Origin of the sequence: Hyphomicrobium sp., from assembly GCF_036780825.1 — a bacterium.
In the GTDB taxonomy this organism is placed as follows: domain Bacteria; phylum Pseudomonadota; class Alphaproteobacteria; order Rhizobiales; family Hyphomicrobiaceae; genus Hyphomicrobium_C.
In genome coordinates this window covers 97,889-120,119 of sequence record NZ_DAIQCD010000006.1, presented here as the reverse complement: position 1 = coordinate 120,119, position 22,231 = coordinate 97,889, and the positions used below count along the sequence as shown (strand labels likewise).

Here is a 22,231-nt window from a genome sequence, read left to right as displayed (position 1 = left end):
CAGCTTGGGAAGCTGTCGTTCTACCACTGAACTACGCCCGCGGCCCCTCCGGCGAGGGTCTTGTCTGATACCTGCACGCACTTGGATGCGCAAGGGCGCGCCGCTGCCGAGCCCTTTCTTTTGCTGCCCTGCACGCGTCTTCATCTCCTGCGCGGCGCGTCACCGCTGCCAAGGAACCCTCTCGCAGCAGGGGAATTATTTTCTCAAGCCGCAGGTTCTGCGCGGCGCCAACAGGGAGAAAGGTCATGCTACTCTCCAAGAGCATTCTAATCAGCGGAGTTGCTGCGGCCGCGCTGGCTTTGCCCGCTTTCGCGGAAGAGCCGACAGCCGGACAGACGAGTAACCAGCAGCTCAGTCAGCAAAATCAGGACCAGAGCCTGGATAAGGCAGGGGACAAGGGCGCCATCGGCCCGACCAAGCCAACCTCCGGGCCAGGTGTCCAGGGCGCGCCGGATACGCGTACCGGTCCGGCCACGCACGGGCCTGGCGGCACGCCGGTGAAACCGGACACGGGAAGCGATACCTCGACCACGCACCCGACGCAGGACTCGAGCGGCGTGCAGGGCTTCCCGGATACACGCACGGGGCCTTCGACGCGGAGCCCCGACTAACGGCTTGCCCCCCACCGGTCGCGAGGACGAAAGCTCTTCTCAGAGGGGCGTCGGCGATGCCGGCGCCCTTTCTCTTTCCGATCCCTTCCGCCCTGGCGAGCGTATTGCTTTCCGACGCCGCACAGGGCATCACCGCCTCCTGAAACGGCATCGGAAAGGACACTCATTCATGACCAGCTCGGCCATCGTGGTGCCCGCGGAATGGGCCCCGCAAAGAGCGATCTGGACGGCTTGGCCGGCTGATGCAGACGAATGGAACGGCGATCTCGAGGCGCCGCGCCACGATGTGGCGGCGCTCGTGGCGGCGCTCGCCGACACCGGCAACCGCGTGCGCGTACTTGCTAACGGCCCGGAGGCGGAGGAGACGGCGCGGGCCGCTCTTGGCGGCGCCGCCGAGATCGTGCCCGCGCGCTACGGCGACATCTGGCTGCGCGATACCGGCCCGATCTTCGCCTTCAGAAATGGAGCGCCCGTGGCGCTGCGCTTCCGGACGAATAGCTGGGGCGGCAAGTACGATCTACCGGACGATGCGACGGTCGGCGACCGGATGGCAGAGCTTGCGGGCACCGATATCGTGCGCTTCGATTTCGTACTCGAGGGCGGCGGCGTGGATCACGACGGTGAAGGCACCATCCTCGCCACCCGGCAAACGCTGCTCAACTCGAACCGCAACGGATGGACGCAGGCTGAGGCCGAGGCGGCGCTCCGCCAGGCATTCGGGACGAAGAAGGTGATCTGGATCGACGAGGGTCTTCTCGGCGACCATACGGATGGCCATATCGACAACATCGCGCGCTTCGTTGCACCCGGGCGCGTGGTGTGCCAAGCGCCGGCCGGCGAAGACGACCCGAACGCGGCCATCCTCAATGCCATCGCGGAACAGCTTCGCGGCGCAACCGACGCGGCGGGGCGCGAACTCGAGGTCATCCGCATTCCCGGCGCGGGGCTCTATCACAATGCGCTCGGCGAGGTCTCGCCGGCGTCACACATGAACTTCATCATCGCCAACGGCGTGGTGGTGGTGCCGACATATGGAACCTCAACAGAGGCCGCGGCATTGGCCGCCCTCGGCGAAGTGTTTCCAGACCGTAAGGTCGTTGGTGTTTCCTCGCGCGGCCTGCTCGGCTGCGGCGAAGCGGGCGGCGGTTCGTTCCATTGCATCACCCAGCAGGAGCCCGCCGCACTTGGAAACGAAACGTGAGAGACAATGAGGAGCGTGGATTGAAGCAACGCAGCATCACCGTCGCCGCCGTTCAGGCCTCCTACGGCCCGGACATGGGCGAGAATATCGAGAAGACCGAGACGCTCGTGCGCGAGGCCGCTCAGCGTGGCGCGGACGTGGTGCTGCCGCCCGAGCTTTTCCAGGGCCTCTATTTCTGCTCGCGGCAGGACCCGAAGTGGTTCGAGACGGCCTTCCCTACCGACGAGCATCCGTGCGTGCGCGCGCTCAGCGCGCTTGCCAAAGAGCTCGAGGTGGTCATCCCAATCTCGTTCTTCGAGAAGGATGGGCCGCGCTATTACAACAGCGTGGCGATCGCGGATGCCGATGGCCTTATTCTCGGCGTCTACCGCAAGGCCCACATCCCCGATGGGCCGGGGTACCAGGAAAAATACTATTTCCGGCCCGGCGACACGGGCTTCAAGACATGGAAGACGAAGCGCGGACACATCGGCGTCGGCATCTGCTGGGACCAGTGGTATCCCGAGACTGCGCGTGCCATGGCGCTCGAAGGGGCGGAGGTTCTCTTCTACCCGACGGCGATCGGCTCCGAGCCCTATGACGCCACGCTCGATACGCATCTCCAGTGGCAGCGCGCGATGCAGGGGCACGCGGTCGCGAACGCGGTGCCGATCGTGGCGGCGAACCGCTTCGGGCTCGAGAACAACGACGGCTTCGAGCAGCGCTACTACGGGCATTCGTTCATCTCAGATCATCGCGGTGAGCTGGTCGAAAGCTTCGGGCGCGAAGAGGAAGGCGTGCTGGTGCATACGTTCGATCTCTCGCTGATCGAGAGCTATCGCGCCGACTGGGGCTTCTTCCGCGACAGGCGGACAGACCTCTACGCGGAGAGCATTATCTAGGGATCAGTGTTGAGAGCATGCGGGCGAAGCTGCTACGCGCGGCTTCGCCATGAGGCGAACTGGCTGAGGATTATGCAGCCAGCCCGCCCTCCTTCTCGACGGTCTCGCGTCACCCGCTCGCTGGGGTGGCGCAACCCCGTACGCTTCCTCTCAGATTTGAGCCGCAGCGGGATCCGGCCCAGGTGCGCCGCTCGCAGCCGCAATCGCCGCGGCAGCGGTCTCGTCGGCGTCTTCTTCTATTACGCCGGACGATTCGTCGGCTTCAGTCGTAGCTTCGGCTGAAGCTTCCGATTGGGCCGTGTCGTCAGCCGGCTCCGCAGCTTCATCGGAAGCCGCTTCCGCAGGCGCTGCGTCTGATGCACCAGCGTCCGGCTCCGCTAGCGCTTCGGAGTCGTTCGGGCTCGCCACCGCGCCTGCCTCGGTCTCATCCTTAACCTCATCGGATGGTGCTGCTTCAGCGGTATCCAAGGCCGCTTCCGCAACGGCAGGAGCCGCAGCGTCCGCTTCGTCGGCTGGAGCTTCGGCCTCCGCCGAGGCTTCAACGGATGGCTCCGCCTCTGCCTCGGCTTCGATCGCAACCTCGGCAATCTCATCCGAAGACACAGCGTCGCCGACATCGACCGCTACCCCGGACTCGGCTTCCTCCACGGATGCTTCTGTACGCTCGGCCTCTTCCTCGATGGCCACTGCCTCGATAGACGCTTCGGGCAGGGCCTCCTCCGCTGCCGCCACAGGCTCCGAGAGCACCGTGCCGCAATCGGCAATCACATCGTCGACATCCTGCGCGCTGACCGCGGCCGGCGCGAAGGGTGGTCCTTCTATGAACTCACTCATCTGTCTTGCGAGATGCACGATCGAGTCGGCCTTGCAGCCGAGCTCCATCGCCATCCGCAAGCAGGCAAATCTCTGCTCTTGGAGGTTCATGAGAACTCCATTTTTCAGGGTTTGCGATGTCAGTGACGTTGCTTAGCGCTGCAAGCAACGCGTGCATCATACTGCTTCGTTTAACTTGATGCTAGCCATGCAAGACTGAAATCGACCAATATTTCCAAGTAATTTCATTATCATAACGGACATTGCATTTGGAATGCATGCGGCATGGCTTAGGCCGTTTGCTTGAAGGCGTTTATGAGCTCCGCTGTCCAATCAGGCTCTTCGCGTGCTCTCGCGGCAATGCGCAATGCGCGGCCACATGCCATGATTTCCCGATTTTTTCAGGATGTTGGTCGGCGCGTTACGGACATGATCCCGGCATCGATGCTTCGTCATCCCGGGCCTCACGCGATCTCACATAAGTGTCAGCCAAAGCGGGCCCTCGCGACCTTTCCTCAGCGCGCACACCTGTGGGACAAGGGACGCTCGTCATCAGCGCCCCGTTTGGAGATGCATGAGAATGGTTCGCCGATTTTGCGCTTTCCTAGCCGCCGCCCTGCCGGTCGCCGCCGTCGTCGTTTCGGCTTCGCCGCTTGCGGCCAAATCCCTCGCCTACGAAGATAACAAGCTCAACTTCAAGAGCTGCAAAGGCGAGCAGGTCGTGGCTCGCTGGGTGAGCGACCAAATTACGCTCAGCCAAGCCGGCACGTCTCCGGGAGATCCAGGACCGACCGCGGAGTTCCAGACCTGGGACGGAGGCTGCGCCACGTTCGGATGGGATAGCGCTTCAGGTCAGTTCGTCATCACGGAGGGCGATGAGACCCGGCGCGGGGTCGCGATCCGCTTCGTCGCGTGGGACGGCTCCCTGTGGGCGGCAGCGCGCACCGGCAGCGGCTTTTACCTGGCGCGCGTCGCCGATGAGGGTGATCCCGATCCCAAGCAGCACCTCAAGACCACAGCCGAAAGAGTGGTGAAAACCAATATCCTCGGCGTGCCGGCGGCCGAAGCCCTGGCTGAAGCGCTCGAGGCGAACGGCGGCTGACGGCACGCGGCGAAGTCGCCTCGCCCACCCTTCTCGGCAAGCGGGGCATGCGCCTTGCGGCTTTCCCCGCTCACCGGGCGGGGAACGGCTCGTAAACCGCGTCAAAGGTCATCTCGCCTCGCGAGGCAGCCGTGTGCTAGGGAAGCGGCACCAAGTCTTCCGCCGCTTCATGCTCCCGACGCACCGATGTCCCAGATCGCCACCACCAGTGCCAGCCTCGCTCGCCCCGAATGGACGCGGGCGCGCCGCATCGTGGTCAAGATCGGCTCGGCGCTGCTTGCCGAGCGGGAGACTGGCCGGCTCAAGCGGACCTGGCTCGCCTCTCTCCTGGCGGACGTGGCCGAGTTGGCCAAACAGGGCAAGGACGTCGTCCTGGTCTCTTCCGGCTCGATCGCGCTCGGGCGGCATAAGCTCGGCCTGCCCAAGGGGCCGCTCGCGCTCGAGCAATCGCAGGCGGCGGCGGCCGTTGGACAGATCAGCCTCGCGCACGCGTACCAGGAGCTGGCGGCCCAGTCAGGGCTTACGGTCGCGCAGATCCTGCTCACGCTCGGCGATACGGAGCAGCGGCGGCGCTACCTCAACGCCCGCCACACCATCGAGACGCTGCTGGCGCTTAAAGCTATTCCGGTCGTCAACGAGAATGACACCGTGGCCACGGCGGAAATCCGCTATGGCGACAACGACCGTCTTTCGGCCCGCGTCGCCGGCATGGTGTCCGCGGACTGCCTGGTGCTGCTCTCGGATGTGGACGGCCTCTATTCCGCGCCGCCCGGCGATGATCCCGACGCCCGGCACATTCCGCTCGTCAACGAAATCACGGCCGAGATCGAGGCCATGGCGGGCGATGCCGGCACGGAGCTTTCCAAGGGCGGCATGAAGACCAAAGTCGAGGCCGGGCGCATCGCGCTCGACGCCGGAACGAACATGGTCATCACCTCAGGCAAGGTGCTGCATCCGCTCCGGGCCATCGCCGAGGGATGCAAGGTCACCTGGTTCCTGGCCAAGCAGGATCCGGTGACGGCCAGGAAGCGCTGGATCTCGGGGCAGCTCGAGCCGCGCGGGACGCTCTTCGTCGATGCCGGCGCGGAGCGGGCGCTGGCGCAGGGTCGCAGCCTGCTCGCCGCCGGCGTGACGCGCGTCGAAGGGCGTTTCGAGCGCGGCGATGCCGTCATCATCCGCGCCGCCGATGGGCGCGAACTCGGACGGGGCCTCGCCGCCTATCCTGAAGGCGACGCCGCGCGTATCCTCGGGCACAAATCGGCGGAGATCGCCGAAATCCTGGGATTCGACAGGGGGCCGGAGCTCATCCACCGCAACGACATGGCACTTCATCGGAAATCGATGTAGGTCATAGGCGACGCATTCGCCGCAACACGCGGCCTCCCTCATCACGCAAGAGCCATGCAGAAATCGACCGAGTCTACAGACGCCACCTCCAGCCTCATGCGCAGCATCGGCGCCGCAGCGCGCGAAGCCTCGCACGCGCTTGCGCTCGCGCCCCGCACCGTCAAGGACAAGGCCCTTCACGCGGCTGCAGAGGCCATCCGTCGTGAAGCGCCGGCGATCCTGGCGGCCAACGCCCGCGACGTCGAGGCCGCGCGCGCGACGGGACGGATCGCTTCCTACATCGACAGGCTGGTGCTCGACGAAAAACGCGTCGGCGCCATTGCGCAAGGCCTCGAGGACATTGCTGCGCTTGCCGATCCGATCGGGACGGTGCTTGCCGACTGGACGCGCCCCAACGGGCTTCGCATCCAGCGTGTGCGCGTGCCAATTGGCGTGATCGGGATCATCTACGAGAGCCGCCCGAACGTGACGGCGGATGCAGGAGCGCTGAGCCTCAAGTCCGGCAATGCCGCAATTCTACGCGGCGGCTCCGACAGCCATCATTCGAGCCTCGCCATCCACGCCTGCCTCGCCGAGGGATTGACTGCCGCGGGGCTGCCGGCGGCGGCGATCCAGTACGTCGAGACGACGGATCGCGATGCGGTGGGCCACATGCTCGCCGGTCTCGATGGCGCCATCGACGTCATCGTGCCGCGCGGCGGCAAGGGCCTGGTCCAGCGCGTGCAGGAGGAGGCGCGCGTGCCGGTGTTCGCGCATCTCGAGGGCATCTGCCACACCTACGTGGACGCAGCGGCGGATCTCGACATGGCACGCGCCGTGCTGGTCAACGCCAAGATGCGGCGCACGGGTGTGTGCGGGGCCACCGAATGCCTGCTCGTCGACCGCAACGCGCCGGACGCTTACTTGCCGGCCCTCGTCGCCGCGTTGATCGAAGCCGGCGCGGAAGTCAGAGGCGATGCCGCGGCGCAAGCGGCCGATCCGCGCGTCAAGGCAGCGGGGCCGGACGATTACGGACACGAGTTCCTGGATGCGATCATCGCCGTCAAGACGGTGGATGGTGTCAGCGGAGCCATCGCGCATATCGCCCGCCATGGATCGCAGCACACCGACGCCATCATCACCGCGGACGAGGCGGTGGCGCAGCGGTTTCTCTCTGAGGTGGACAGCGCCATCGTGCTCTGGAACGCCTCGACGCAGTTCGCGGATGGCGGAGAGTTCGGCTTCGGCGCCGAGATCGGCATCGCGACCGGCAAGCTGCATGCCCGCGGGCCGGTGGGCGTGGAACAGCTTACGAGCTTCAAGTACGTGGTGCGCGGCAGCGGCCAGACTCGGCCCGTGTGACGGCGACCTCGCACCGGTAGCGAAGCCTCAATCAAGCGCTGGCGCGGCCCCTGTGATCGCCGGGCTGACGAAGCCCGCGTTGGCTGCGAGGACGCTTTCGATCGTGCGTTCGAGAACATCGAGCTTGAAGGGCTTGACGAGATAGCCTGAGGCGCCGGCGGCGCGCGCGGTGAGAATGTTCTCACGCTTCGCTTCGGCAGTGACCAGGACAAACGGCGTCGATTGTGTTTCCGGCTTGGCACGAACCGCCTTCAAGAGCTCGATGCCGCTCATGGCGTCCATATTCCAGTCGGAAAGAATGAGATCATAGCGCTTACCGGCGATCCGCTCCAGCGCCGCCAGGCCGTTGACCGCCTCGTCCACGCGGACATAGCCGAGCTGGAAGAGAAGACGACGGAGGATCTTGAGCATCACTTGCCGATCCTCAACGATCAGCAGCTCCAGATCTTTGCGTGCGTCCATACTTTTATCCTGCGCGGCGGGCGGGGGCGTCTTGCCGCCGTCTCGTTCGCGTTCATTCATTGCCAACAGCGATTACCAAATGGTGTGCAGCTCAAGCGCTCAGCGCTGGACGTAGGGCCGCAGCAGCCGTTCGCGGAGCGCAAGACGCGGGTTGACGCCCTCGGTCGCAGTGTCGGATTGCGGGCGTGGCGGAGGCGACGCAACGCTACGGGGAGCCGGCGCAGGCGGCTGTGGCGCCGCCGGCGCGTCTGCAACAGGCGGCGGGGCTGCGGCGGGCGTGCGCGTCTCACGGAGAGCGGGCGGTTCGTTCGGTGGCAGTGCCGGGGGGGGCGATGACCCCATGGAGGGCGGCAGATTCACCGCCTCGGCAAAGAGGTGCGCCTGGGTGGAGGCATCGATCTGCCCGCAAACACCGGCGGCGCGCCAGCGCTCCACCACGGCTTCGAGGAAGCCTTCGTCCACCGCCGATTCCTGCCAACGCTCAGAGAAGTTTGCCGTCGTCGACCGGGGCAGCGCGTCGGCCGGCAGTTCGTCGAAGCGGATGCGGACAGGGATCGGCACGCCATCGCCGAAAGCGATCGCCTCGCGGGCGCCCAAAGCGGGCAGGAACTCGACCAGGCCGGTGCCCGTATCGGAAACGGCCGAGGCCACGATGGCCTGATCCCGGTCGTTCGACATGCGAAGCGCGAACACGGTGTTGCACTGAGAGAGGATCGTGGGGTCGATCTCGGCCGGGCGCTGCGTGACGATGCAGAGCGAGGCGCCGTATTTGCGCCCTTCCTTGGCGATCCTCGCGATGGCGCGCTTGCAGGGCTCAAAGCCGTGCTGCGTATTCAGCGGCACATAGCGATGCGCCTCCTCGCAGACGACCGTGATCGGGACCTTGCCCTCGCCCCACAGCGCAAAGTCGAACGCCATGCGGCAGAGCACGGACACGACGACGTTGACCACCTCGGGCGGCAGTCCGGTGAGTTCGAGGATAGTGATCGGCTTGCCGTTCACGGGCACACGGAAAATGCGTGACAGCACCTGGGTCATGCCGTCGTAGACGGTGACGGAGCCGAACATGAAGGCGTAGCGGCTATCCTGGGTGAAGGTCTCGATGCGCGTCTTGAGCTGGCGATAGGGCGCCAGATCCTTGCGGTTCTCGAGCCTGCCCATACGCTCGTCGATGAGGCTTATGAGATCGGAGATGCGGTAGGGAACCGGCGTGTCGACCGTGAACCTATTGGCGTCGCTGCTGGACCTGCGCAGCTTCTGTGGCTCCTGAGCCGTGCGGCCTAGGCCATAGCGCGCTTTGGCGAGGGGGATCAGATCCTGAAGGATCTCGATCTCTGCCTTGCGCTCGGAATCGCCGACGAGAACCTCGACCGCCTCCTCGAAGTTCAGAAGCCATAGAGGTAGCTGCAGCGTGCGAGGCGAGATCACCTCGGCACGTGCGCCAAAGGCGGTCGCATACTCGTTGTGCGGATCGAGCAGCACGATGTGGGCGTTCGGATTGCGCTCCAGGATGGCGCGAAAGATGAGCGCCGTCGTGCACGACTTGCCGGTGCCCGTGGTGCCGAGAATGGCGAAATGCTTGCCGAGCAGATCGTCGACCCGGACCATGGCAGGGATGGAGGGTTCCTGGCGGATGGAGCCGATGCGTACGGTGTCGCGCTCATTGCCCGTATAGGTGAGCTGAAGCTCGTACTTGGTGGCAAAGCGCACACGGTCGCCGAGCGCGGGATAGACCGATGTGCCGCGGTTGAAGCGCAGCGGCTTGCCGTCGCTCCCTTTGGTGAGCTCGCCCACGAGGCTCAGCTCCGCGATGCGGATCTCCTGCTCGTTGCCGTGCGCGGGCAACGGCACGCTCAGCGCTGAGACGGTCGCGAGAATGGTGGAATGGGCAGTATCGATCGCGAGCAGCGTGCCCATCTCCGGACGGTCGGCTTTGTTCTTCGGATCGTTCTCGTGCGTGATGTCGAGCAGAAGGATCGCCTTCGAGCCGGTGACGGACGCGATGCGTCCGATCGAGCGGGGGAGGACATGGTATTGCGGCTCTTTAGGAGTGGCGCCCAATTGCATCTTCTCGAATCCGGATTAAAGGGCGGCACCATTGCCAAACATGGCGTCTCGAGCTTCGATCGGCGAGACCTGATGGGCAGGCGGCAGCTTGACCGTGACGTCCGTTCCCCTGCCCTTGGCGCTGGTGATCAGAAGCTCTCCGCCGTGGAGCTCGACCAGGGACTTGGCGATGGTGAGACCCAAGCCGGCGCCTTCGCGCCAACGCGTGCGCGCCCGGTCTACCTGGCCGAACGGTTCAAGCGCCACGCTCACCTCATCGCCCGTCATGCCGATGCCGTTGTCGCGCACGGACACCATTACGCCGCCGCCCTGCTCCAGCACCTCGACCGTGACGGTGCCGCCCTCGGGCGTGAACTTGATGGCGTTTGTAATGAGGTTGGTGAAGATCTGGCTGAGCTTTGTGTCGTCGCCGCGGACCGGCGGAAGCGAAAACGCGATGCGTGGCGACAGCTCGATGCCGGCCTCGGCTGCGAGCGGCCGCGCGTCCTCGAGGCAATCACGCAGCACGAGCGCGATATCGACCTCGTAGGCATCGAGGGCATACGTGCCGCTTTGGATCTTCGAGATGTCGAGAATGTCGTTGACGACGGCTAGGAGATGCTCCGCGGAATCGTTGATCAGGCCCGCGTATTGGACGATCTCCTCGTCGGCGAGGCGCCGGCCGCCATGCTCGCGCAGCAGCTTCGAGAAGCCCAGGATGGTGTTGAGCGGCGTGCGCAGCTCATGGCTCATGTTCGAGATGAACTCGGACTTGACGCGGTTGGCGAGATCGGCCTCGACGCGCGCCTGATGCTCAGCCAAGCGGGTACGCTGCCGGAGTACGGCGTCGCCGACCAACGCCGCGTATTCCTGCATCAGAGTGTTCGACCTGCTCTTGCAGTTTGCCTTGAGCATGCGTAACCAACGCCAATTACGTACTTTCTGGTCCCGAAGTTAGGCACCATTGGATAAGACGCCGTTAATGAACACGCGGCCGGAGGTTGCTGCCGCCAGGGTGTTAACGCATTGACAACGAGTTAATTAACGGGTCACGCAGCATGCTGCGCGGCATGCGTGAAAACGGTCCGATCAGTCCATGCTGCGCTGAGCTCCAGCCTCCCGGAGGCGCTTCAGGATCGCGTCGGCGATCACCTGATAGTTGCCGTCGAAGTGATGACCGCCGGGGCGCTCGATCCGGGTCGCTCCGGCAAGGCCCGGCAGTATGCAGGCCGTGCTGCCGTCCTCCTTTTCGTCCACGCCGTAAAAACACATCACTTTCGACTTTGGCAGCGTGGGCAGATAGGGCTGCACGTCGATATTGCTCGAAGACGTCATACCGAGCCATCCGGAAACGGAAACCTCCAGATTGAATGTCGGCTCCAATCCGAGCAAGGCGATCAAGGTCGTCCGCGACCGGGTGTTCGGCTCCAACTCGGGCCACGTGATCGGGATGATACCGGCGCCGAACGAGTAGCCCGCGAGGGCGAGCGATTGAAGCTTCCATTTGTCCCGGTAGTGATCGGCGATGCGCTCCAGGTCCGCCGCGATCCGGCTGGGCTCCTTGCGGCTCCAGAAATAGCGGAGGGAATCGAGCCCGATGACGCCGACCCCGCGCTCCGCGAGATACTCACCGATCTGCTTGTCGATATCGCGCCATCCGCCGTCGCCAGAGAGCAGGATCAGCAGCGTCGTCGCCGCACCCTTCGCAGGCAGTTCCTCGATCGGCAGATCGGACAAGGCCTTACCCGCCGGCGGCTTCATGGCGAAGAGGGCAGATATCGCGGCATCGAAGCGCGCCGCATCATCGCCGGGGACGATCTGGATGGACGTCATGTCGGGATTGTTCGCAAATGCCTTCACCGTTCCGGATGGCGGTGCACCGACGATGAGCGTCCAAGGCGCCGGCAGGTCATCCATAGGCGCGTACGTGAAGCTGGCCTGCGCCTCGGAGGCCGTTGGCGCACCATTGCAGATGGGACGCGTAGTAGGGAAGGCAGGCGAGAAGTCCAGGCTGACGGCGCCGCCCGCGGTATTGGCCGGGGCCTGCGCGAGGGCGAGATAGGCCAGCGTTCCTCCCTCGCCAGCGCCGAGCAGAAGCGGCCATTGCCAGTCCGACATTCCGAGCTGCCGCTGCGCCAGCCGGGATAGATCCTCAAAGTCGCCGAACACATAGTGGCAGGTATCGTCATCGTGCTTTGCCAGCGCGGCTTCAAGGGAGACGAGGTCCATGAGGGCCACGGCCGCACCATGCTCGACGAGTCTGCCGGCCTCGAACTTGCGCTGCTCGCTCAAGCCATCTCTGCCGGAGATGAAGATCACGAAATGCCGGGGCTCGTATGCGGGCGCCAGGATCTCGATCGCACCCAGCGTTTCCTGGTTCACGGTGATGTGCCGCGTTTCCGCGTTTGCGGGGAACGCGATCCATAACCCAACCATCACCGGAAGCGTGATCCGCAGCCGCCGCCGTGCGGTCTTCAAGAGGAGCATCATAAGGCGCTGTTCTCCGTCCGGGCCCGGGCTGGCGCACTTGCAATCAGCGTCGTGACGTCGATCAGAATTTGCGGCAACAGAACGCCGTTGGGATAGGCGAGGTATTTCGGCCTCCACTCGGGCCGGAACTTGCCTTTGAACGCGCGCAGCCCTTCGAAGTTGTAGAACCGGTCGCCATGGCGGGAGAGCCATGTGCCAACCCGGCTCCAGAGAGGGGCGAGCCTGTGGCGCGACAAGCCGGCCAAGGGCGCCATGCCAAGATTGAACCATCGGTATCCATCGGCTTTGGCGTAGTCCATGAGCGCGGTAAAAAGAAAATCCATGGTCCCGTTTGGAGCGCCTCGGCGCAGGCGCATGATGTCGATGGACATTTCGTTGCGATTGGCGCTCCGCCAGATGTTGGCGAAAGCGGAGATGCTCCCGTCGATGCGAACGATCGCTACATCGTTTCGCGTTATGTAAGCACTGCTCCAGAAGCCTAACGAAAAGCCCTTCTCCTTCTTTTTGCTATCGGCGAGCCAAGAGTCCGAAACCTGCCGGAGCTCGGGCAGCAGCCGCTCGACGTCGCGAGCCGGCACGACCTCGAACGTGGCGCCTGCACGTTGGGCTTTCGACATGGCGTGCCTGAGCTTTCGGCCTTCGTGGCCTTGCAGCGTGAAGGCATGGAGATCGACCCACGCTTCCTCGCCCAACTTTATCATCGAAAAACCGGCATCCACATACAGCGGCAGGTTGGCGTTCGACACCTGATAGAACGCCGGAACGCCGGAATGGCGATCGACAAGCTCCTTGAATTGCCACACGAGGGCTGCGGGATCCGCGTCCCTGGTCACGATGGGATCGCCCATCGCAATCCAGCTCGAGCCCTGGGTGGCATACATCACGAAGCCTGTCCTTCCCGTGTTGAACAGGAACCGCTTGTCGCCGGTCAGTGCCAAGTTCGCACTCGCGAGCGGAGACGATCCGACGATCTCGGAGGCAGCCTGCATGTCGTCGTGAGAAGCGGCCGCAGCGCCCGGCGCCGACCGGTTCATCAGACGATACGCCATGGCAAGAAGCACGGTTACGGCGATGCCGACGGTGGCACGCAGAAAGCGGGACGCGTCACCGCGGTAGGCGAAGTCCCACCACATCGAATCCTGGTAGGCGACGCTCCGGAAGGCGAGAAGGCCAATCGAGATCGAAGTTATAGAGGCGAGGCCGATGGCGAGGATTTCGCTCGGCTGCAAGGCGCCGGTGAGTGCACTTCCCTGCCGGTAGAACCGGCGCCGCCCGGCAAAAAGCAGTCCGGCGACGGCGAGACAGACGATAGCTTCCTCGTAGTCGATGCCCTTGAGCAGCGAGAATGCAGCGCCGAGAATGAGAAGCACCGCCGCCATCCGCCACGCATTCTCGAGCCTGCGCGCAAGGCCGTAGGCGATGATCAGCAGGAGGGTGCCGATGACGCTGGCCACGAAATGCGACGCCTCGACGAAGGGAAGCGGCACCGCATAGCGAAGGATGGCCATGCGCGGCTGCACGGCCGGCAGGGCGCCAGACACAATGAGAATGAAGCCGCTCAGGAACACGAGAATTGAGGAGACGAATGGAATGGAATCACCGAGCACCGCGCCAAGCTTCGACGCGTGCGCGGTGAAGGTTTCGCGCCGCTCCCGGAGCTCCATGGCGGCCAGGGCAGCAGCGGCAAGCCCCATCGGGAAAACGTAATACACGAACCGGAACAGTAGGAGCGACGCCAAGAGGGCACTGTGAGACGCTGTCTGGATCGCCATCAGAATAATGCCCTCGAACACGCCAAGGCCGCCGGGGACGTGACTGATCACACCGAGTGCGATCGCGAAGACGAAGACGACGATGAAGGCGGGAAAGCTCAGAGACACGTCCGCGGGCAGCAGCGCCCAGAGGGCAAATCCGGACGCAAGGACGTCCGTCACGCCGACAAGCAAGACGAGGCCGGTGACCGCGCCGTCCGGCGCCGGGATGTCCAGCCCGGGAAGCTTCGGGCGTCTGGTAGCGGAATACCATAAGCCCCACAGGACGAGGCCCAGGAGTGCCATTCCCAAACCGCGCGCGGCGATTTCCGGGAGCGACAACACCATCTCGGCCACGTCGGGGGCGACGATAAGGAAGAGGCCGGCAACTGCCGCAATGCCGGTCCAGATCGCAAGCGAGGAAAATACGCTCGTTGCGAGGATCTGGTCTGTTTTGACGCCTGCGGCGCCGTAAAGGCGCATGCGCACAGCGCCGCCGGTGAGAAGTCCGAAGCCGAAATTGAATGTGAAGGCCTGACTCACGAACGATGTCAGCGCGACCGTGGTGAACGGGATGCGGGCGGCGCCGAGGTGCCGCAGCGCGAGGACATCGTAACCCGTGAGAGCGAAATAGGAGACCGCTGTGCCGAGAACCGCGAGCCCGATCTGCTCCGGGCGGGTTGCGGCGAGAGCTGCACGCACCTCATGCCATGCGGTGACTTCGAGCTCGTGATAGAGCGCATACAGAACGAGGCCGAACAGCATCAGAACGAGCGCGGCCCGGAGACGGGTATTGCCGATGATGCGGGCGGGAAACCAGCTTGCCTTGTGCGGCGGAGCTCCGCTGCCTGCTATACGCGGCTCGGTTCCGACGCCTGGGCGCCCTTCTTCTCGAGGCGTAGCTTTGGAAAGCTGCTTCGTCATCACAGCTCGCTGCGGCTGCTCCGCGACCCGGACGTCTGTCTCGCAAGGAGGGCCCCTAAGCGCGGTCACTCGCCTTCAATTCCCGGTGAGACCGCACTCCATAAACGGCCGGCCACAAAGGCCGGCCTTTTTGGAATCTCGGATCGCACAAATTTCAACCGATCCGATCTAGCGCTTCATAGAATGCGACCTATGTGTTGAACAATGCACCCGAGCAGGATGGTTTTTCAATTGAAATGCAATGGCGCCCTAGGCCGTTGATGGAACCGATCAATCACGCTTGAGCGCCGGCGCGTGCCAGGCAATTCCGGCCCGGGACGCAACCCCGTGACGAACTGGTTTGCAGGATTTTCGTTCGGACTTTCACGGCTGTCGCGGGCCTTTGATGGGCCTCGTGCTGTCTTCTCGCCGTATCGGAAAGGGAAACCGAACGTCCTCAGTCCGCCTTGAAAGGAGGCGCAGGCCGTCATGACGGAAACCAGGTTCCGCATTGCGCGCCGCTTCGTTGCGGTCGCCGTTCTGGCGGCCTTTATGAGCGCACCTTTAAGCGTCGACTCCGTCTCCGCCACCAAAGCACGAAAATCTGAGCTCGCCAGCGAGCTCGATCTTTTCGGGAAGGTTCTCGACCAGGTGCACGCCCGCTACGTCGATGTCCCGAACGACAAGAAGCTCATCCGGGGGGCGATCGATGGGATGCTTGCCGCGCTCGACCCGCATTCGTTCTACATGACCGCGGCAGATTACGAGAAGATGAGCCAGGATATTGCCGGCGAGTTCGGAGGTGTCGGACTGATCGTCGAGGCGGACCGGGATGGAATTCGCATCGTCACCGTTATCGACGGGACGCCGGCATCGAAGTCTCAGCTGAAATCCAACGACGTCATCGTGAAAATAAACGCGGAACCGTCCAAAGGCATGCCCCTTGGGAAAGCGGTCGATCTGCTGCAAGGGACACCGGGCTCGAAGGTGACGCTTACCGTGGTTCGTAAGGATGTGAACACGCCAATCTCCGTAACGCTGAAGCGCGACACCATCCATTTAAACCCCGTCGAGCAGCACGCCGAAGGAAAGGTCAGCTACATCAAGGTGACGACCTTCAACGAGCTGACCGCAAAGGAACTCGCCGATGCGATCGCGACGACAAAAAAGACCATCGGCGCGGACCTCAAAGGCTACATTCTGGATCTGAGAAACAACCCTGGAGGCTTGCTGGACCAGGCGATCGCCGTCTCCAGCGAGGTCCTGACCAAGGGCGACATCGTGAGCATCAAAGGCCGCAGCTTGTCGGACATGGAAGACTTCAGCTCCGACAGCAGCGACATGACAAATGCCAAGCCCATCGTGGTGCTGATCAACGGCGGAACGGCAAGTGCGGCAGAGATCGTTGCGGGCGCGCTGCAGGATGACAAGCGCGCCATCGTCGTCGGCACGCGATCGTTCGGCAAAGGCACCGTGCAGACGCTCCTGCCCCTCGGCGGCAAGAGAGGCGCGCTCAATCTCACGACGGCCCGTTACTTCACGCCTTCAGGCAGATCCATTCAGGCCAAGGGCATTAATCCCGACATTATCGTCCAGGAGCAGGTCCCTGACAGCGTGAAGGAAAGCACGGCGGGGACCTTCGCCAGCGGCGGGGAGCGCGCCCTCCCGAACCATTTGCACAACCCGGACCAGACGAGCGACGACACGGGCGGGGATCCGTCTATCCTTTACGTGCCGGATGACCCCCAAAAGGACGCGCAGCTCCAATACGCGCTGGACTTCCTCAACAAGCTTCCAGATGGAGCCGTTCAGGCCGACGTGCCCTCTCCCTCGACGGATGTCGCCGCGAAGGGCGCGCCTTCACCGCTGCCCTAATCGTGATGACCGACCGCCGTCATCCAGTGCTCGGGACCGACACCTGCAAGCGTCTCCTCTCGGGCAAGGCGGTCCAAAACCGGAGAGCCGTTGTTTTCACGCCGGCGATGGAGTTTGATGCGCCACCGATACCGTAATTACGGCGTGGAGGCTGGCGATGGATCGCCGCGAGTTCCTGTTCACCACCGGAGGCGCTGCGGTTGCAGCGGCATCGCCGGCAGCCGCGGAGCCGCCGGAGGCTAGTGCTGAACCAACCGCCACCCGCTCCGGCGCGATGGTTTTGCGGCTCTCCCTGCCTTGGGGCGATACCGTCCAAGGGCCCGGCGACAGCGCACTGCGGCTCGCCCGCCGGTTCGAGGCCATGACGAGCGGCCGCTACCGCGTCGAGATCACCGGCGAGGACGGTTCGGACGGGGACGCAGACCTGCTTCACGGCCCGATCCATGATTTTACGCCGCTTCATCCGGGATATGCCTATTTCGCGGGGTTGCCGGGCTCCGCCGGCCTCAGCGCACCGGATCTCGCGCGCTGGATCGCTGTCGGCGGCGGGCAATCGCTATGGGACGATCTTGCCGGCGAGCTTGGCTGGAAACCACTCCTTGCCGGCCATGGGGGCGAAGCTCCCCCGCTCTGGAGCCGCGAGCCCATCACAGGTCTCGGCTCCCTGTCTGGGCGAAAGGTGTCGGCACCAGGGTTCGGAGCCGAGGTGGCGCGGGCCCTCGGGGCGGAGACGCAGCCGAGTTCCTTTCTCCAGGACGGGATGGCATTCCGCGGCGCTGCGGCGGCGCTGGCCGACGGCACGGTGGATGCTGTCGAGGCTGGAGATCTTGCAACCAGTCTCGCCCTCGGTCTTCCGGCTGTGGCGCGCCACGCGACGGGGAACGGTTTCAACGCACACGGGACGGCGTTCGCCCTCCATGTGCGCCGCTCCGTCTGGGAGTCCCTGCCGGACGCCGACCAAGTGATCCTGGCGGCGGCTACCTCGGAGGAATTCCATCTTTCGCTCGCGGAAGCGCGCGCTCACGCCCGCGTCGCGCGGCAGGTGCTCGAGGAACGCTTCGGCATCCGCTTTGCTCCCTGGCCAGCCGATATGGCGGGAGCGATCGAGCGGGTTGCGGAAGCGACGATCGCGTATGCCGCCGGGCACGATGCCCGTGCCCGGCGTATCGACCAGAGCTACACAGCCTTCCGCAGCATGTTCACGGAACCCAAGGCAGGGCGGCAATGGCCACCCGTGGCCTGACGCAGGCTGCAACAGATTTCAGCACAACTTTGTTTTTCGACATGCGATGGGATCGCGCGTCGGAACGTTCGCGATCCCATCCCGTCATGTGGCAGCCATTCCCCACGTTTTCGGAAGCACTCTAGGCCTGCCTGTTGACGAGAGCGTCGCGGATCTCGCGCAGATAGATCTCGGAGGGCGGCGGCGGTGCCGGCGCTTCCGCCGGGGCCGGCTTCTGGAGCTTGTTGAGGACCCGAACCAGAAGGAAGATGGCGAGGGCCGTCACCAGAAACTTGAAGACCGCATTGAGGAAAAGCCCGTACTTGATCTCCACGCCGTCTCCAGTCGGTGTGGGAAGAACGATGGCGAGACTGCTGAAATCGATCCCAGCCAGCACATATCCGATCGGCGGCATGATGATGTTCTCGACCAGCGTCGAGACGATAGGCGCAAAAGCGGCACCGATGATCACGCCGACGGCGAGGTCAACCACGTTGCCCCGCATTGCAAATTCTTTGAATTCGGACACTATCGACATCGCAGGTCCCTTTCGGTCATGCTTTAAATTGCGACTCGCTTGGAGCCGTGGGTGGGATGCTAGAGCAGATCCCATTCGGGCGGAATCGCCCGAATGGGTGAAGATGCTGGCTCAAACAGATAACGAGAGAATTTGCAGTGAGCCCAAGCGAACGGAAAATGCTCTAGGGGAGGCTCGCCCGCTCGCAAACCCGCAATGCGGGCCGGCCCTTCGTCTCGCCTCAAAGGCACCACAACTCGGACGCACCTCAAGGCCGGCTCAACAGGGAGGCCGACACGCATGATCGAACGGCGCGAGCGCAAGCCCTATTGGCGGCACACAAAATGGCAGATGCTGGCAAGCTTGGTACCGTTCCTGGCCGTCATCCTTATCTTGCCGCTCTATGCAGACGACCTCAACCGAAGCCGCTTTATGGGCTTCCCGCTCGGCTATTTCCTCTGCCTGCACGGGCTGGTGCTCATTGCGGTCATTACGGTGGCCAGCTTCGTCAACCGGCAAGACGCCATCGACCATTGGCACGGTGCGCATGAGGACAGCTGAGGGTGCCCGGCCCCGGCTCGCCGCCCTAGCCCGCACGGAGCGCTGAGCATGTCGTTCTCCCGCCGGACAGGTTACGTGAACCCGCGCCTCGGCACCTACTTCGGCATCTTCATGAGCACGTTCGCCGCGATTGCGCTCATGACGCTGATCCTCGAAGGATTAGGGGTCAGCGACAGCGCGCTGCGCTTCATCATGCTCGCGGGGCCGATCGGGCTCTACATGGGCATCGGTATCGTGTCGCACACGAACGATCCGATCGACTATTTCGCGGCGGGGCGGCGGGTGCCCGCCTTCTACACCGGGCTCGTGCTGGCCCAGACTGCCCTCGGCGCAACAGGCCTCGTCGCGCTCACCGGGGCTTTCTTCCTGATCGGATTCGACGCGCTCTGCCTCGTCATCGGCGGTCTTGCGGGCTTCGTCGTCATGGCGGTTCTGCTGGCGCCGTTCTTCCGCAAGTTCGGCGCCTTCACCGTGCCGAGCTATCTCGGCCGGCGCTTCAACAGCCGGCCCCTCAGGCTGACGGCCGGCGCAGTCCTCGCAGTGCCGATGCTGCTCATGCTCGCAGCCGAGCTTAGGATCGGCGCGCACGCGCTCACCTGGTTCTATCCCATGGCGCAGCCGCTCGCCGTCGTCATGCTGGTGTCCGTTCTGGTGGCCACGCTCGCAGCCGGCGGCATGCGCTCCCTCGCCTGGTCGTCGGCGGCGCAGAGTATCGCCGCGCTCGCCGCATTGATCGTGCCGGTGGCCATCATCGCGGTGATCGTAACCAACCTGCCGCTGCCTCAGCTCTCGGCGGGGCCGGTGCTGCGTACCGTAGGGCGCGCGGAAGCGGCGCAGGGACTGCCTATCATCCTGCCGCCGGCGCTGGCATTCGACATGCCGGGCGAAGGGCTGTCTCAGCTTGCCAAGCGCTACTCCGACGCCTTCGGCAGCGTGGGGCCGCTGGCCTTCGTCATCGTCACGCTGTCTCTGCTTGCCGGAATCGCCAGCGCGCCCTGGCTTCTGCCGCGCGTCGCCGGAACCCCCGGGGTCTACGAGGCGCGGAAGTCGCTCGGATGGGCAACGCTCCTGTTCGGCATCGCCATGCTCACCATCGGCTCCATTGCCATCTTCATGCGCGACTACCTCACCGACATCGTAACGGCGGCCGGAGCGGTGCGCTTCCCCGAATGGTTCGAAGCGCTGCAGGCGCGAGGCATCCTCGCCGTAGCCTCCGACGGCGGCCGGCCGACGCTCGCAAGCTTCAGCATGAGCCGCGACGATGTTCTGCTGAGCTTGCCTGTGGTGGGCGAGCTGCCCGCGGCCATCGGCTACCTGGCGGCCGGCGGCGTGATCGCCGCGGCGCTGGCGACAGCTGGCGCGGTGGTGCTCGCGCTCGGGAATGTCCTCGCGGAGGATGTCGTCTATGGCCTTACGCTGCAGCCGGCAAAGATCAGCTTGCGCCTTATCATTGCCCGGCTGGCGCTCGGCGTGGCGGCGGCGCTTGCGGCCCTCATCGCCATCATCGCGCCAACGGACCCTCTCCACCTCATGCTCTGGGCCATCGCGCTCACGGGGGCATCGACGTTCCCGGTGCTCGTCCTCTCCATTTGGTGGAAACGTCTTAACGAGTTCGGCGCGACGGCCGGCTTGGCCACCGGGTTCGGCGTCACCGTTCTCGCCATCATCGCAGGAGAAGCGGGGCTCACGGGAACGGATGGGGCGCTCGCGGCGGCCATCGGGCTTCCGGCCGGGTTCGTCGCCGCCATTGCCGTCGCGCTCGCCACGCCAGCGCCGTCACGCAGCCTGCTCGAGCTCGTGCGGGACATCCGCGTGCCCGGCGGGGAAATCCTCTACGATCGCGAGATGCGCCATCAGCGGCGGCAAAAGATCTAGAGCCGTTCCGGTTTAAGTGGAAACGGGGAACGGTCCTAAGTTTTTGTTTCTTCGTGCTTCTTTCCGGAAAACCGGTTTCCACTTTCCGGAAGCACTTTAAGGCTACGGCCGAGGGCCGTGCCGTTCCGGACCAGAGAGCTTCATGTCGTCACGAGACCGCCTTACAGCCTATCCCGCGTGCGAGCCCTATCACGAGGATTTCCTCGACACCGGCGAGGATCATTCGCTCCATTTCGCGGAATGCGGCAATCCGGCGGGAGCACCCGCATTGATCGTGCACGGCGGCCCAGGCGGCGGCTGCAATCCCGCCATGCGGCGCTTCCACGATCCGAGGCACTATCGCATCATCCTGCTCGATCAGCGCGGATGTGGCCGCTCGATGCCCAATGCCTCGATCGAGAACAACACCACCTGGCACCTGGTGGCCGACATGGAGCGCCTGAGGCAGCACCTCGGCATCGAGCGCTGGCAGCTGTTCGGCGGATCGTGGGGCTCCACGCTATCACTCGCCTACGCCATCACGCATCCCGAGCGCGTCACTGCCATGATCCTGCGCGGCATCTTCCTCCTGCGGCGCAGCGAGCTCCAGTGGTTCTACCAGCAGGGCGCAAGCGCGCTGTTCCCTGAAGCCTGGGAAGCGTTCGAGCGCCCCATTCCGGTCGAAGAGCGGGGCGATATGATCGCCGCCTACTACAAGCGCCTCACGGATCCGAACCCAAAGGTTCATACGCCAGCCGCGGAGGCGTGGAGCATGTGGGAGGGGACGACGCTATCGCTGATGGAAGATCCGGTGCGGGCGCGCTCGTTCGCCAATCCGGCCTATGCCGTGGCCTTCGCCAGGATCGAATGCCACTATTTTGCCAACCACGGCTTTTTCGATGCCGACGGATGGCTGCTCCGCAATGCCGGCAAGCTCAGCGGCATTCCGGGCATCCTCGTGCACGGGCGCTATGATGTCGTGACACCGCTGCGCAGCGCCTGGGATCTCAAGCGAGCATGGCCATCCGCCGAGTTGCGCATCGTCCCAGACGCCGGCCATGCCATGACGGAGCCCGGTATCGTTCACGAACTCGTCCGCGCGACGGCGCATTTCCAGCACGCAGACGGCGCGCCGGCGAGCTAGAGCCTGATTGCTTGAGGGGCGCGCGGGCACGCACCCAGCCGAGAACATGACTCAGTCTCTCAAACAATGACCTAGATCACGTTCGCGCCGCAAAGACGCGAGCCATCATG

The 22,231-nt window shown here is 64.4% G+C and carries 18 protein-coding genes; 11 read left to right on the top strand and 7 right to left on the bottom strand.

Translation table 11 applies throughout. The features are described 5' to 3' along the window. Positions 1 to 245: 245 nt before the first annotated feature. The 3 genes from V7P99_RS04860 (at position 246) to aguB (ending at position 2,693) form a co-directional block, all read left to right on the top strand. Entirely contained in the window at positions 246 to 611 is a 366-nt protein-coding gene (locus tag V7P99_RS04860; protein WP_333793655.1) for a hypothetical protein, read from the top strand. A 169-nt stretch (positions 612 to 780) separates the two neighbouring features. Further along, on the top strand, positions 781 to 1,812 hold the full coding sequence (locus V7P99_RS04855; RefSeq protein ID WP_333793654.1) for an agmatine deiminase family protein: 1,032 nt from the start codon (positions 781 to 783) through the stop codon (positions 1,810 to 1,812). 20 nt (positions 1,813 to 1,832) lie between these two features. Beyond that, a complete protein-coding gene (gene aguB / locus V7P99_RS04850) occupies positions 1,833 to 2,693 on the top strand; it encodes an N-carbamoylputrescine amidase (RefSeq protein WP_333793653.1) in 861 nt (286 codons plus the stop codon). 150 nt (positions 2,694 to 2,843) lie between these two features. On the opposite strand, the gene V7P99_RS04845 is transcribed toward aguB, so the two are convergent. After that, entirely contained in the window at positions 2,844 to 3,617 is a 774-nt protein-coding gene (locus tag V7P99_RS04845) for a hypothetical protein (protein ID WP_333793652.1), read from the bottom strand. Positions 3,618 to 4,086: 469 nt separating this feature from the next. Here V7P99_RS04845 and V7P99_RS04840 point away from each other — a divergent pair, with 469 nt between their 5' ends. From V7P99_RS04840 to V7P99_RS04830, 3 genes are all read left to right on the top strand, one after another. Further along, the gene (locus tag V7P99_RS04840) at positions 4,087 to 4,608 is read left to right on the top strand and encodes a hypothetical protein (RefSeq protein ID WP_333793651.1); all 522 of its coding nucleotides are present in this window, start codon (positions 4,087 to 4,089) and stop codon (positions 4,606 to 4,608) included. Between the two features lie 186 nt (positions 4,609 to 4,794). Then, the gene (gene proB / locus V7P99_RS04835; RefSeq protein WP_333793650.1) at positions 4,795 to 5,955 is read left to right on the top strand and encodes a glutamate 5-kinase; all 1,161 of its coding nucleotides are present in this window, start codon (positions 4,795 to 4,797) and stop codon (positions 5,953 to 5,955) included. A gap of 54 nt (positions 5,956 to 6,009) precedes the next feature. Continuing rightward, a complete protein-coding gene (locus V7P99_RS04830) occupies positions 6,010 to 7,296 on the top strand; it encodes a glutamate-5-semialdehyde dehydrogenase (RefSeq protein ID WP_333793649.1) in 1,287 nt (428 codons plus the stop codon). Between the two features lie 27 nt (positions 7,297 to 7,323). Here V7P99_RS04830 and V7P99_RS04825 read toward each other — a convergent pair whose 3' ends face one another. The 5 genes from V7P99_RS04825 to mprF form a co-directional block, all read right to left on the bottom strand. Next, positions 7,324 to 7,758, bottom strand: coding sequence for a response regulator (locus V7P99_RS04825; protein ID WP_333793648.1), 435 nt, complete (start codon positions 7,756 to 7,758; stop codon positions 7,324 to 7,326). A gap of 99 nt (positions 7,759 to 7,857) precedes the next feature. Beyond that, positions 7,858 to 9,825, bottom strand: a complete 1,968-nt coding sequence (locus V7P99_RS04820; RefSeq protein ID WP_333793647.1) for an ATP-binding protein — start codon at positions 9,823 to 9,825, stop codon at positions 7,858 to 7,860. A gap of 15 nt (positions 9,826 to 9,840) precedes the next feature. Continuing rightward, on the bottom strand, positions 9,841 to 10,680 hold the full coding sequence (locus V7P99_RS04815; RefSeq protein ID WP_333793646.1) for a sensor histidine kinase: 840 nt from the start codon (positions 10,678 to 10,680) through the stop codon (positions 9,841 to 9,843). A gap of 213 nt (positions 10,681 to 10,893) precedes the next feature. After that, complete coding sequence (locus tag V7P99_RS04810) at positions 10,894 to 12,294, bottom strand: AcvB/VirJ family lysyl-phosphatidylglycerol hydrolase (protein WP_333793645.1); 1,401 nt, start codon at positions 12,292 to 12,294, stop codon at positions 10,894 to 10,896. After that, on the bottom strand, positions 12,291 to 14,969 hold the full coding sequence (mprF, locus tag V7P99_RS04805) for a bifunctional lysylphosphatidylglycerol flippase/synthetase MprF (RefSeq protein WP_333793644.1): 2,679 nt from the start codon (positions 14,967 to 14,969) through the stop codon (positions 12,291 to 12,293). Before mprF ends, V7P99_RS04810 begins: the two co-directional genes overlap by 4 nt. A 468-nt stretch (positions 14,970 to 15,437) precedes the next feature. On the opposite strand from mprF, the gene V7P99_RS04800 reads away from it, so the two are divergent. Together V7P99_RS04800 and V7P99_RS04795 are read left to right on the top strand one after the other, a co-directional pair. Then, the gene (locus tag V7P99_RS04800) at positions 15,438 to 16,823 is read left to right on the top strand and encodes a S41 family peptidase (RefSeq protein ID WP_333793643.1); all 1,386 of its coding nucleotides are present in this window, start codon (positions 15,438 to 15,440) and stop codon (positions 16,821 to 16,823) included. 157 nt (positions 16,824 to 16,980) lie between these two features. Further along, positions 16,981 to 18,066 (top strand): hypothetical protein, encoded by a 1,086-nt coding sequence (locus tag V7P99_RS04795; protein WP_333793642.1) that lies wholly within the window; start codon positions 16,981 to 16,983, stop codon positions 18,064 to 18,066. Between the two features lie 121 nt (positions 18,067 to 18,187). Here V7P99_RS04795 and mscL read toward each other — a convergent pair whose 3' ends face one another. Continuing rightward, positions 18,188 to 18,577: a large-conductance mechanosensitive channel protein MscL gene (gene mscL / locus V7P99_RS04790; RefSeq protein WP_333793663.1), complete on the bottom strand. Its 390-nt coding sequence runs from the start codon at positions 18,575 to 18,577 to the stop codon at positions 18,188 to 18,190. A gap of 285 nt (positions 18,578 to 18,862) precedes the next feature. On the opposite strand from mscL, the gene V7P99_RS04785 reads away from it, so the two are divergent. The 3 genes from V7P99_RS04785 (at position 18,863) to pip (ending at position 22,121) form a co-directional block, all read left to right on the top strand. After that, a complete protein-coding gene (locus V7P99_RS04785; RefSeq protein ID WP_333793641.1) occupies positions 18,863 to 19,123 on the top strand; it encodes a DUF4212 domain-containing protein in 261 nt (86 codons plus the stop codon). A 48-nt stretch (positions 19,124 to 19,171) separates the two neighbouring features. Next, a complete protein-coding gene (locus V7P99_RS04780) occupies positions 19,172 to 20,998 on the top strand; it encodes a solute symporter family protein (protein ID WP_333793640.1) in 1,827 nt (608 codons plus the stop codon). 142 nt (positions 20,999 to 21,140) lie between these two features. After that, positions 21,141 to 22,121, top strand: a complete 981-nt coding sequence (gene pip, locus V7P99_RS04775) for a prolyl aminopeptidase (RefSeq protein WP_333793639.1) — start codon at positions 21,141 to 21,143, stop codon at positions 22,119 to 22,121. Positions 22,122 to 22,231: the final 110 nt, after the last annotated feature.